The 12,064-nt window shown below is 59.7% G+C and carries 13 protein-coding genes; 4 read left to right on the forward strand and 9 right to left on the reverse strand.

The annotated features are described in order from the left end of the window. Nucleotides 1–4: 4 nt before the first annotated feature. The 8 genes from ACXYMP_RS12790 to ACXYMP_RS12825 all read right to left on the reverse strand — a co-directional run bounded on the left by ACXYMP_RS12790 (nt 5) and on the right by ACXYMP_RS12825 (nt 7,194). Entirely contained in the window at nt 5–1,360 is a 1,356-nt protein-coding gene (locus tag ACXYMP_RS12790; protein WP_458906772.1) for a branched-chain amino acid ABC transporter permease, read from the reverse strand. Next, on the reverse strand, nt 1,357–2,367 hold the full coding sequence (locus ACXYMP_RS12795) for a branched-chain amino acid ABC transporter permease (protein ID WP_458906775.1): 1,011 nt from the start codon (nt 2,365–2,367) through the stop codon (nt 1,357–1,359). Before ACXYMP_RS12795 ends, ACXYMP_RS12790 begins: the two co-directional genes overlap by 4 nt. Continuing rightward, nucleotides 2,367–2,708 (reverse strand): hypothetical protein, encoded by a 342-nt coding sequence (locus ACXYMP_RS12800; protein ID WP_298570961.1) that lies wholly within the window; start codon nt 2,706–2,708, stop codon nt 2,367–2,369. The genes ACXYMP_RS12795 and ACXYMP_RS12800 overlap by 1 nt, the downstream gene beginning before the upstream one ends. Nucleotides 2,709–2,710: 2 nt before the next feature. Continuing rightward, the gene (locus ACXYMP_RS12805) at nt 2,711–3,538 is read right to left on the reverse strand and encodes an ABC transporter ATP-binding protein (RefSeq protein ID WP_458906777.1); all 828 of its coding nucleotides are present in this window, start codon (nt 3,536–3,538) and stop codon (nt 2,711–2,713) included. Next, nucleotides 3,535–4,317 (reverse strand): ABC transporter ATP-binding protein, encoded by a 783-nt coding sequence (locus ACXYMP_RS12810; RefSeq protein WP_298570957.1) that lies wholly within the window; start codon nt 4,315–4,317, stop codon nt 3,535–3,537. Before ACXYMP_RS12810 ends, ACXYMP_RS12805 begins: the two co-directional genes overlap by 4 nt. Before the next feature lie 88 nt (nt 4,318–4,405). After that, nucleotides 4,406–5,596: an ABC transporter substrate-binding protein gene (locus tag ACXYMP_RS12815; RefSeq protein WP_298570956.1), complete on the reverse strand. Its 1,191-nt coding sequence runs from the start codon at nt 5,594–5,596 to the stop codon at nt 4,406–4,408. 84 nt (nt 5,597–5,680) lie between these two features. Next, a complete protein-coding gene (locus ACXYMP_RS12820) occupies nt 5,681–6,208 on the reverse strand; it encodes a GNAT family N-acetyltransferase (protein WP_458906780.1) in 528 nt (175 codons plus the stop codon). Then, a complete protein-coding gene (locus ACXYMP_RS12825) occupies nt 6,205–7,194 on the reverse strand; it encodes a GlxA family transcriptional regulator (protein WP_298570953.1) in 990 nt (329 codons plus the stop codon). The genes ACXYMP_RS12820 and ACXYMP_RS12825 overlap by 4 nt, the downstream gene beginning before the upstream one ends. A gap of 249 nt (nt 7,195–7,443) precedes the next feature. Between ACXYMP_RS12825 and ACXYMP_RS12830 the strand changes: the two genes are divergently transcribed. Next, nucleotides 7,444–8,817, forward strand: coding sequence for a class II 3-deoxy-7-phosphoheptulonate synthase (locus ACXYMP_RS12830; RefSeq protein WP_458906783.1), 1,374 nt, complete (start codon nt 7,444–7,446; stop codon nt 8,815–8,817). A 95-nt stretch (nt 8,818–8,912) separates the two neighbouring features. Here ACXYMP_RS12830 and ACXYMP_RS12835 read toward each other — a convergent pair whose 3' ends face one another. Then, nucleotides 8,913–9,776 (reverse strand): PAS domain-containing protein, encoded by an 864-nt coding sequence (locus tag ACXYMP_RS12835; protein ID WP_458906785.1) that lies wholly within the window; start codon nt 9,774–9,776, stop codon nt 8,913–8,915. 169 nt (nt 9,777–9,945) lie between these two features. Here ACXYMP_RS12835 and ACXYMP_RS12840 point away from each other — a divergent pair, with 169 nt between their 5' ends. Genes ACXYMP_RS12840 through ACXYMP_RS12850 form a run of 3 tightly spaced genes read left to right on the forward strand, consistent with a single transcriptional unit; the run spans nt 9,946 to nt 12,021 of the window. After that, entirely contained in the window at nt 9,946–10,839 is an 894-nt protein-coding gene (locus ACXYMP_RS12840) for a YicC/YloC family endoribonuclease (RefSeq protein WP_298570947.1), read from the forward strand. 4 nt (nt 10,840–10,843) lie between these two features. After that, nucleotides 10,844–11,500 carry a guanylate kinase gene (gene gmk, locus ACXYMP_RS12845; protein ID WP_298570945.1) on the forward strand — a complete coding sequence of 219 codons (657 nt, stop codon included), beginning with the start codon at nt 10,844–10,846 and terminating at the stop codon, nt 11,498–11,500. Next, nucleotides 11,497–12,021, forward strand: a complete 525-nt coding sequence (locus ACXYMP_RS12850; RefSeq protein WP_458906788.1) for a gamma carbonic anhydrase family protein — start codon at nt 11,497–11,499, stop codon at nt 12,019–12,021. The genes gmk and ACXYMP_RS12850 overlap by 4 nt, the downstream gene beginning before the upstream one ends. Nucleotides 12,022–12,064 lie beyond the last annotated feature (43 nt).

A 12,064-nucleotide genomic window follows, 5' to 3' on the forward strand; every position in this document is an offset into this window, starting at 1 on the left:
GAGGCTATTTCTCGGGGATCAAGCCTCGTGGCGAGAAGCGCAGAACCAGCAAAAGGATCAACCCCATCGAGAACAGCCGCATATGTGCCGCCGAATCCAACAGGTGGGCCTTCAGCGCAGATCCGTCCGCCATGCCAGAGGTCACGACCGACATCAGCCAATAGCCGATCGGCTCGACCTGTATCCAGAAAAACCAGATCACAAAGGCGCCCAGAACGGACCCCAGATTGTTGCCCGACCCGCCAACGATCACCATCACCCAGATCAGAAACGTATAGCGCAGCGGTTGATAGGTGCCCGGCGTCAACTGTCCATCAAGTGTGGTCATCATCGCGCCCGCAAGCCCACACAATGCAGACCCCAACACAAAGATCTGCAAGTGCCGCTTGGTCACGTCCTTGCCCATCGCCTGCGCTGCAACCTCGTTGTCACGGATGGCGCGCATCATGCGGCCCCAAGGCGAATTAAGCGACAATTGTGCCAAGATGATCAGCACGACAAGCACCACGGTGAACAGCGCGGAATAAGACAGCTTCACCGCGATGGTCGATGCGGTGGTGATATCCGTGCCCCATGCCTCGGCGCGCGTGGCGAATTCGGCGCTTTGCTGCAGGTCGATCTCGTAAGGGACGGGGCGGGGCAGGCCGATCACGTTCTTCACGCCGCGCGCCATCCAGTCTTCATTCTTCAATACGGCGATGATGATCTCGGCGATGCCAAGCGTCGCGATGGCAAGGTAGTCAGACCGCAGACCCAAAGCGGTTTTGCCCACGATCCACGCAGCCCCCGCCGCAAGCAATCCGCCGACCGGCCAGGCGAGAACCGTCATGTAGCCATGCGCCCGATAATTGTCCGGCCCGCCGGGGTTCAACCCGCCAAGATAGCCGGTTTGCGCCGGGTTCACGGCCTCGACCCCGACAACGCCTGCGTCGAACACCCAGCGGTAAAGGACGAAACTCAGAACCAGCGTCGCCAGCATGGTCAATATGCGCGTGCGTCCCGGTGCCATGCGCTTGTTTTGCAATACCACAAGCATGATCGTAGCCGCACCCAGCGCCAACCCGGCGATGATGCTATTGCCACCTGCCGCCCAGGTGCCGGGTGTTGCGGGCATCGACACCAATACCGTCGCCAGCCCGCCAAGGGCCACGAAGCCCATGATCCCGACATTGAACAGCCCGGCATAACCCCATTGCAGGTTCACGCCCAGCGCCATGATCGCCGAAATCAGCGCCATGTTGAGAATGGACAGAGAGGAGTTCCAGCTGCCCGCAAAAATCCACCAGTCGGTCGAACCTTGCAGGATGAACAAAAGCGCGACCAGCGCGAACAACAGCGGCGTGCGAATGGACTGGCTCATACCGATTGCCCCTTGAAAAGCCCGGTGGGCTTGAACAGCAGAACGACGATCAGGATGACGAAGCTGACCGCGAATTTATAGTCGGTGGACATCAGCTGCACCAACCCGGATGGCTCTAAGCTTTCAGGCAACACGTAGGTCGCGACTTTTTTCCAGGCATAGGTCACCGTCACCTCGGAAAAAGCGATCACAAAGCCGCCGGCAATAGCGCCCAGCGGATTGCCCAGCCCACCCACAATAGCCGAGGCAAAGATCGGCAGTAGAAGCTGGAAATAGGTGAAGGGCTTGAAGCTTTTGTCCAGCCCGTAAAGCACGCCCGCGATGGTGATCAGGCCTGCGACGATGATCCATGTGATCATCACCACCCGTTCCGGATTGATGCCCGACAAAAGCGCCAGGTCCTCGTTGTCAGAGAAGGCGCGCATGGATTTCCCCGTGCGGGTTTTGTTGAGGAACCAGAACAGCGCGGCGACGACGATCACCGCAGTGATGATTGTCAGCCCCTGACTGGTCTTGAAGGCCAACCCCTCGTCCAGTCCGGTCAGTTCCTTGAATTTACGCGCGCTGATGATGAAGCGGGCGCCATCGGCAAACCGCTGGTCGTCGGTGCCAATGATGAAACGTACGATCCCGTTCATGATGAACATCACCCCGATCGAGGCCATGACGAACACGATCGGTTTGGCTTTGACCTGCCGATAGAAGCGATAGACCACCCGGTCGGTCGCCAGCAGCATCATCGAGGTTGCCACGATCCCGAAAGGCAGCGCCAGAAGTGCGGTGGGCAGGGGGTCGATCGAGACACCCATGGATTGAAACCACCACGTGATCAGGATCGTCACCATGGCCCCAAACGCCATGCTGTCGCCATGTGCGAAGTTTGAAAACCGCAAGATCCCGTAGATCATGGTGACGCCCAAGGCCCCTAGCGCCAATTGGCTGCCATAGGCAATCGCGGGGATCAGCACGAAGTTGGAAAGCGCCACAATGGCATTTAGGAAATCCATCAGAACTCTCCCTCGCAGGTGCCGATATAGGTGATTGCAGCGGGGCCTTCATTGGCGTGGGTGGTGAAGCGCGCGGCGTCCGCGTTGCGCGACAACAGGTATTCAGCGCCCTCGCCGGTGGCGAAAATCGTGGTCAGACTGCCCTCGGATTTGACACCGACGACGACAAGATCGCCGAAATCCGTGATCAGTTTCGCCTCGTCCAACGCGGCGGACAGCGCAAAACTGGTGTCCTGACAGGGCTCGGCCTCGTAACATTCGGTGGTGAAGGTGCAGGTCTGCGCAGCGGCAGGCACCGCGCCCAAACAGCTCAGCAAGACGGCATATGTGGGTTTCAACATGCTCATCCCCCCAGAAAGCTTTGACGCACTTCGGGGTTGGCCAGCAGTTCCTTGCCCGTGCCCGTATGTCCGTTGGCGCCTTGCACCAACACATAACCCTTGTCGGCGATTTCCAGCGCCTGGCGGGCGTTTTGTTCGACCATCAGGATCGAGATCCCGGTGCGCGCGACCTCGATGATGCGGTCAAACAGCTCGTCCATCACGATGGGGCTGACCCCGGCTGTTGGTTCGTCCAGCATCAGGACGGTTGGCTTGGTCATCAAGGCGCGGCCCACGGCCACCTGTTGACGTTGCCCGCCCGACAGCTCGCCCGCCGCCTGATTGCGTTTCTCATGAAGGATCGGGAACAGGTCATAGACCTGCGCCATCGTTTTCGAGATATCGTCCTGGCGGATAAACGCACCCATCTCGAGGTTTTCTTCGACCGTCATCGACGTGAAGATGTTTTGCGTCTGCGGCACAAACCCCATGCCCTTGCCCACCCGCGCCTGCGGGCTGAGTTCGGTGATATCCTCGCCATTCAACCGCACCGAGCCCTGGCGCAGGTTCAGCATGCCAAACACCGCCTTCATCGCCGTGGATTTCCCCGCGCCATTGGGGCCAACGATCACAGCGATTTCGCCTTTTTCGACGGCGATGGTGCAATCATGCAGAATGTCGGGTCCGTTTTTGCCATAGCCACCGGTCATGCTGTCGCCGATCAGAAAGGCGTCGCCCGTGTGCATCTTATGCTTGGTGCCGGTGGCCGGGATCATCGTGCCCTGACCCTTGGGGTTCACGATCGAAGCGTCTTTGTTGCCGCGCTCGGACTGATAGGGGTTCTGGCTCATGCGCCCACCATCTCCTTGTTTTTCAGACCTGTGCCCAGATAAGCTTCGATCACGTGCTCGTTTGCCTTGATCTCGGCCAGCGTGCCTTCGGCCAGCACTTTGCCCTCGGCCATGCAGATGACAGGATCGCAAAGGCGTTCGATGAAATCCATGTCGTGTTCGATCACCACGAATGTGTAGCCGCGTTCTTCGTTCAGGCGTTTGATGGCATCGGCGATGGTATAGAGCAGAGTGCGGTTCACGCCCGCGCCGACCTCGTCCAGAAAGACGATTTTGGCGTCGACCATCATGGTGCGGCCAAGCTCCAACAGCTTTTTCTGCCCGCCCGAGATTTCACCCGCGCGCAGGTCAGCTATGTGCGAAATGGTCAGGAATTCAAGCACTTCGTCGGCGCGGGCGCGCAGTGCGCGTTCTTCGTCCGCGATCCGCTTGCGGCCAAACCACGTGTCCCAAAGTTTTTCACCCGTCTGGTTGCCGGGCACCATCATCAGGTTCTCGCGACACGTCATCGAGCCAAACTCATGCGCAATCTGAAAGGTGCGCAGAAGCCCTTTGTGAAACAGTTCATGCGGTGCAAGGCCGGTAATGTCTTCGCCCGCCATTGTGACGCGCCCTGATGTCGGCTGAAGCACACCGGCAATCACGTTAAACAGCGTGGTTTTGCCCGCGCCATTGGGACCAATGAGCCCGGTGATAGAGCGTTCCTCGATCCGCATGGATGCGCCATCCACCGCGTGGAAGCCGCCAAAATGCTTGTGAACGTCTTCGATGACGATCATCTATCCCCCTTCGCAGCGTGATCTCGCTGCTTAACTTACCAAAACAGCCCGGAAAAACCGGGCTGTTTCATTGTTTCTAAGGTGCAGATCAGCGGTATTGAACCGTGACCATCTTGCCGCCTTCGATCTTGATCTGACGATAGGAACCGGCTGCTTCGCCGCCATCCACGAACTCGACCGCTGTTGCGCCGACATAGTCGATGTCACCGCCATCCGCCAGAATTTGCAGACCTTTGGCCAGTTCGCCGGGGAAGATTTGTTCGCCGGGGGCGTTTGCCACCATCTCGACCTTCGACGCATAGTCGCCGGGTTCTGCCGAGCCTGCGGCTTGCATCGCCAGCAACAGCAGGGCAGCCGCGTCATAGCTTTCGCCGGAATAGGGCGAGGTCACGTCGAACTTGTCGCCCACCAGTTCAGCGAACGTGGCAGCGCCGGGGCTGTCCGTGCCCGGAACCTGACCGGTCGAGCCTTCAATTTCGTCGCCGAAATTGGCTTCGAGGTTCGACCCGATCATCCCGTCGGGGAAGTGGAACATGTCAAACGCACCGGTGTCCAGCGCGCCGCGCACGATGCCAGCACCGCCTTGGTCAACATAGCCCGCAACCACCAGCAGATCGCCGCCAGCCGATGCCAATGCACCAACTTCAGCGGTATAGTCGGCTTTGCCGTCTTCATGCGCAGCCACGATGGTCACGGTGCCGCCTGCCGCTTCGTAAGCGGCTTTGAACGCATCGGCCATGCCTTTGCCGTAGTCGTTGTTGGTATAGGTCACAGCGACCGAGTCCACGCCGTTTTCGCGCAGGATCTGTGCCATGATGTCCGACTGGCGCGCATCCGACGGTGCGGTGCGGAAGAACAGGCCGTTGTCTTCTGCGGTCGACAGGCCGGGTGACGTTGCCGAAGGCGAGATCATGACGATGCCGTTGGGCAGGGCCACGTTGGCCAGAACTGCTCCGGTCACGCCCGAACAGTCGGGGCCCATCAGGCCTTTGACGCCGTCGCCGGTGATCAGTTTTTCAGCAGCAGCGGTGGCCGCAGCACTGTCGACACAGGTCGAATCAGCGCGCACGCTTTCGACTTTCTTGCCGCCCAGCAGCAGGCCCGAGGCCGAAACCTCTTCCATCGCCAGTTCGGCACCCCCCGCCATATGCGGCGTCAGGCTTTCAATCGGGCCGGTAAAGCCAAGGATTGTGCCGATTTTGATGGTTTCATGGTTGTCGGCATAAGCTGCGCCACCCACAAGTGCGGTGGCGGCGGTTGCCATCAGAAACTTCTTCATTTTCTTTGTCTCCCAATTGGAAAATTCCGGGGCCGAGCGTAGGCAAGCGTTTCGGAAAAGAAAAGGGAGAAGCGTGTTGAACGCCTAAAAAACCGGGTCTTCTTTGGCGGCGGTCGCCTGCGGACGGGGCAGGGCGAAGTCCGTGCTGTCACACCATTCGCCGTATAGGTGTAAGGTGCGCGGTCTACGCCCGGTTTCGTGGAAGCCGAGATGCGTCAACAGACGGGCCGAGGCAGTGTTGCGCGGGTCAATCTCTGCGGTGATACGATCAATGTCGGCGCGGGTTTGCCATGCTGCTTCGATCACTGCACCCAAGGCTTCGCGCGCCAGACCTTGGCCCCAATGGTCGGGATGAAGGATATAGCCCAGCTCGGCGATGCGCCACAGCCCAGCTTTGCCAATCACGGCTCCATCACGTTCGACGACAAACTCAAGCCCGGTATCGGCGTGGGATGCGATCATATTGTCCAGCACGCGCTCTGTGCGGGCGATGTCGTCATGTGTTTCATGGCTCCAATACCGCATCGCCTCAGGGTTGGAGAAGATCGTGTGCAACGCCGGCAGATCGCTCGGAGCGGGCGCGCGCAGCAACAGGCGCGGTGTCTGGATCACGTCGGCGCCTTTGCCGCGTGGCTGCCGCGTTCACGATAGGGCGTCGTGTCGTAATGCGACCGGTAGCATTTCGAGAAATGCGACGGGCTGGAAAAGCCGCAGGCCAAGGCTACGTTGATCACGCTCATATCGGTTTGCATCAACAGGTTGCGGGCTTTTTGAAGACGCAACTCCATGTAATACCGCTTGGGCGAGCGGTTCAGATAACGTCGAAACAGCCTCTCTAGCTGGCGGGTGGACATGCCGACTTCGGAAGCAAGGGTCGAGGGCGAAATCGGATCCTCGATATTTGCCTCCATCTTCTGGATCACGTCGCTAAGCTTGGGGTGCCGCACGCCGATCCGCGTCGGCACGGACAGGCGCTGGGTGTCCCGATCCGTGCGGATCGACGTATAGATCTGTTGATCGGCCACCACATTGGCCACGTCCTCGCCGTGATCATCCGCGATCAGTTTCAGCATCAGGTCGATCGACGACGTGCCGCCCGCTGCCGTCATCACGTTCCCGTCGATGACGAAGACGCGCTTGGTCAAATCGACATCGTCGAACTCCTCAACGAAGCTGTCGTGGTTTTCCCAATGAATGGTGGCGCGTTTGTCCGCCAGCAACCCGGCGCGCGCCAGAACATGGGCCGCCGTGCACAGCCCAACCACGCGCACACCGCGACGCGCTTCGCGGCGCAACCAACCGAGCAGTTTGGGGGTGCAGTGGGTTTGAACATCAACGCCTGAGCAGATGATAACGGTGTCGTCGCGCTTTAGCTCGCCCAGATCGCTGTCCAGATTGAATGAGGCACCCGCAGACGACGTCGCCACCGCGCCGCCTTCGCCCATGATGACCCAATCATACAGCCGCTGTCCGGCCGCGCGGTTGGCAATGCGCAGCGCATCCAATGCACCGGCAAAGCTCAGCAAGGTGAACCCTTCCACCAAAACAAAGACGAAACGGCGCGCCGTCATGTCTGCCGGCGAGGTCTCTCTGGTCATGAACGTTACCTTCTTGCTGATATTTTTCCCCTTTGGTGTCGGGGACTTCAACAGGTTTCACGGCTTGCGACAAGGCCGAAACTGCCTGCGGCGTTCTCTGCGGCGATCATAGCTCAGCCCCAAGAATACATGATCATAGCCGGTCACAGGCCAGTCACATAACTGTAATTGCACGTTAGCGCTGGTCAGGTTAGAAGGTGGGCTTGAACCGCGCACATGCGGAACCACTAAGGAATACGGAGCAAAGACATGACGGATTGGGACAAGTCTGCCTGGCGCAAGAAGCCTCGGGTGCAGATGCCTGACTATACCGATCAGGCCGCGCTGGCCCAGGTCGAGGCACAACTTGCAAAGTATCCGCCGCTGGTTTTTGCCGGAGAGGCGATGCGACTGCGCAGAGAGCTTGGGCGCGCGTCACGTGGCGAAGCCTTCCTTTTGCAAGGCGGCGATTGCGCAGAAAGCTTTTCTGATTTCTCGGCCGATGGCATTCGCGACACGTTCAAAGTGATGCTGCAAATGGCGATGGTGCTGACCTTCGGCGCGAAAGTGCCGGTGATCAAGGTTGGGCGCATGGCGGGTCAGTTCGCCAAGCCGCGCTCCGCACCCACCGAAACCATCGACGGGGTTGAGTTGCCCAGCTACCGGGGCGACATCATCAACGAGCTTGCCTTCTCAGAGGCGGCGCGCATCCCTGATCCCGCCAAGATGTTGCAGGCCTATACGCAGGCAGCTGCGACGCTGAACCTGCTGCGCGCCTTTTCGACCGGCGGTCTGGCGGATGTGCACAAGGTGCACAGCTGGACGCTGGGCTTCACCGAATCGGACGAGGCGGAAAAATACCGCGCAATGGCGGAACGTATTCAGGACTCACTGGACTTCATGCAATCTGCCGGTGTGACCGCGGACCGGATGCACAGCCTGCAGACGGTGGATTTCTATACATCGCACGAGGCATTGCTGCTGGAATACGAAGAGGCGCTGACCCGTCTGGACGCCACCACCGGAAAAACCGTCGCCGGGTCCGGGCATATGATCTGGATCGGCGACCGCACCCGCCAACCGGACGGTGCGCATGTCGAGTTTTGCCGCGGCGTGGTCAACCCGGTCGGCCTGAAATGTGGCCCGACCACAACGGCTGATGACCTGAAGGTGTTGATGAGCAAGCTGAACCCGGACAACGACGCCGGTCGTTTGACGCTGATCGCGCGGTTTGGTGCCGGCAGCGTGGCCGACCACTTGCCACGCTTGATCAAGGCCGTGAAGGACGAAGGCGCCAATGTCGTTTGGTCCTGCGACCCGATGCATGGCAACACGATCAAGTCTGCCACTGGCTACAAGACCCGGCCGTTCGATGATGTGCTGCAGGAAGTGCAGGAGTTCTTTGGCGTTCACAAAGCCGAAGGCACCATTCCTGGCGGCGTGCATTTCGAAATGACAGGGGCGGATGTGACCGAATGCACGGGTGGCGTGCGCGCTGTGACGGATGAGGATCTGTCAGACCGCTACCACACCGCCTGTGACCCGCGTCTGAACGCAAGCCAGTCCTTGGAATTGGCGTTCCTTGTGGCCGAAGAGCTTTCGGCCATGCGCGATGCGCAACCTGCGGCGGCCAAAGCAAGCTAACTCGCACCTAGAATTGTTGTGAAACTGAAAAACCCCGGCACGGTCCGGGGTTTTTCTTTGAGACTGACGTGTTTTGGCCGGGCGCCGAAGGCGGCTCAGTCAGATTTGACCAAGCGCAGATGGCCGCCGGGGCGCAACGGTTTGGGCGCGCGTTCAGGCGCGGTTTGCGTCTGAAACCCCTGTGCATGTTCTGCAAAACCCGGAATGAAGGCTTGCGCGCCAGAGCCCGGTCGCACGATGTGCCCGGTGCGTTTCTCGCCAGTATGTTCGGATTGGGTGGGGCGGATATCGACACGGGTCACGTCCGGCAGACCACTGTCATGCACATCGCGCATCATGACCGCGTCCGAGGTGAAGGACGTTGCAGCAAGGTCCGGGGGGCTGGCCAGCGTGCGGCTTGGGGCAGGGGCTTCGGTCAGCAACGGGCGCAGTTCCAGCTCGCGGATGTCGAACCGGTGCGGGCCGCGTCCCAGCGGGCCTTGCACTTGCAGCCCACCCAGAACGCGGGTCACGCGACCTTCTGCGTCCTTCAGCGGAAAGAGCACCATCTGCGCGTCCACCCGGCCTTGAAACATGCCGGCTTCGCCACGCAAGTTCAGGCAGGCTTCGGCGGGGCTGTCGAAGACGCTTTCGAGGACACGTTGAAATTCGGTGCGTGCGCCGGGCAGAAAGAAGGCGCTGATTGGCATGCCACGCACTTCCATGGACAGAATATCGTTCAGATGCTGTCCGGCCAGACGGATGCGAGCCAGTCCGGGGGCGATGCGTTCCAGAACGAAAGCATGGGCAAGTTGGTCAGAGATGCCGCGCGGATCCACATCACTGCGCTGAGGCATCAACCGCCCATTTCTGAGACCATGCCAATAGGCTTCGATCTGTGCCGTCGCGGGAAAAATGCTTTGGCGGCGCACAGTTGACAATGCAACGACGTTCCCGCCTTTCAAATACTCGATCTTCATGTTTCTCGCCCCAGGTTTGAAACGGTAATCACTACAAACGGCCTAAACCGTATCCTTGTTCAAATTGTGACCGTTTGTTAACGAATAAATAGGTATTCCTTACCGATGTCTTAATATGCCACATTCCGCGCGGAATTGGCGTAAAAACTTAACAAATGGTTAATTACACATGACTCAGTCGATGACAGGGTTTGCCAGCGCCGCCGGGGAACAGGCGGGTTTTACCTGGACCTGGGACATTCGCGCGGTGAATGCGCGCGGGTTGGATATCCGCACCCGGCTGCCTGATTGGCTGGACGGAATCGAAGATGCCTTGCGCAAAGCGCTGAAAGGCGCGGTGGCGCGGGGCAATGTCTCGGTAGCGTTGAAAATAGCCCGCCAAGACGACGCGGGCGCGCTGTCGCTTAGCCCGGAGGGATTGCTGCTGGCGCTTGGTCACCTGTCCGCCATCTCGGCCGAGGCAGAGGCGCGCGGCCTGCAAGTGTCGCCGATCAGCCCTGCTGATATAGCTGCGATGCGCGGGGTGTTGGACCTCCGCGCCCCGTCCGAGCAGGACAACGCCCCCCTGATCGACGCCTTGTTGGCGCAAATTCCCGATCTGGTGGAAGACTTTACGCAATCGCGCCGTCAGGAAGGGGTCGAACTGGGCCGCATCCTGTCTGCCCAGATTGACGAGGTCGATCTGCTGATCACTGCCGCAGAAGCCGTGTTGGATCAGCGCGCCGATGCCCGTGCCGAGGGGCTGAAATCCGCGCTACGCCGGGTGATGGAGAACACCGATGGGGCAGATGGCGACCGCGTGGCCCAAGAGCTTGCCATGATCGCCGTGAAAACCGATGTTCGCGAAGAGCTGGACCGCTTGCGCGCCCACGTCACCGCGGCCCGCCAGCATCTGCAGTCTGATGCCCCCGTGGGGCGCAAACTTGACTTTCTGATGCAGGAATTCAATCGCGAGGCTAACACCTTGTGCTCAAAGGCGCAGTTCAACGAATTGACCGCCATTGGCCTTGACCTGAAGCATGTCATAGATCAGATGCGCGAACAGGTTCAGAACGTGGAGTAGAGACATGAGCGCCCAGAACAATCAACGTCGCGGCCTTCTTATCATCCTGTCTTCGCCATCGGGCGCAGGCAAATCCACTCTGGCGCGGCGGCTGATGGACTGGGATCCGACGCTCAGCTTCTCGGTCTCGGCCACCACCCGCGCCCCGCGTGAGGGCGAGGTGGACGGGCAGCACTATCATTTCGTGGACGAGTCCAAGTTCAAGGACATGGTCATTCAGGGCGAGATGCTGGAACACGCCCATGTCTTTGGCAATTTCTACGGCTCGCCGTCTGAACCCGTGCGCAAGGCAATCGAAACCGGCCGTGACGTGCTGTTCGACGTGGACTGGCAGGGCGAGGTGCAGATCCGAAACTCCTCGCTTGCCTCGCATTCGCTGTCGATCTTCATCCTGCCGCCCTCAATCAAAGAGTTGCGCGCACGGCTTGAGGGGCGCGGGCAGGACGACGCGGCCACCATCGCCAAGCGGATGCAGAAAAGCTGGGACGAGATCAGCCATTGGGGCAGTTATGATTATGTCCTGATCAACGACGACCTGGAAGAAACCGCGCAAAAGCTGATCACCATCGTGAACGCCACACGCCAGCGGCGCAACCAGCAACCGGGATTGTTGAACCATGTCCGTAAGTTGCAGGCCGAGTTTGAAGAGGGAAATGAATGATCTACGACTTGGACGGAGTTTCACCCGACATCGCCGACGACGCGTTCATCGCGCCGGATGCCAACCTGATCGGCAAGGTGCGCATCGGCGCACGTGCCTCGGTCTGGTTCGGAAGCACGTTGCGCGGCGATAACGAGTTGATTGACGTGGGCGCGGGCACAAATGTGCAGGAAAACTGCGTCTTTCACACCGATATGGGCTTCCCGCTGACCATCGGTGAAAACGTGACTGTCGGCCACAAAGTGCTTCTGCACGGCTGCACGATCGGTGACGGCAGCCTGATCGGCATGAACGCCACCGTGATGAACGGTGCCGTGATCGGCAAAAACTGTCTGATCGGGGCAGGGGCGCTGGTGACCGAGGGCAAAGTGATCCCCGACGGGTCAATGGTTCTGGGCGCACCGGGGAAAGTTGTGCGGGAGCTGGACGAGGCCGCGATCAAGGGGCTTGAGGCGTCGGCTGTGCACTATCAGGAAAACGCGGCGAGGTTCTTGAAGGGGTTGAAGGGGGTTGGTGGATAGGTGCAGCTTTGCGCCCAGTTAAAAGGTACAGCCACCAAATGAA

The organism is Aliiroseovarius sp. CAU 1755, from assembly GCF_054482655.1.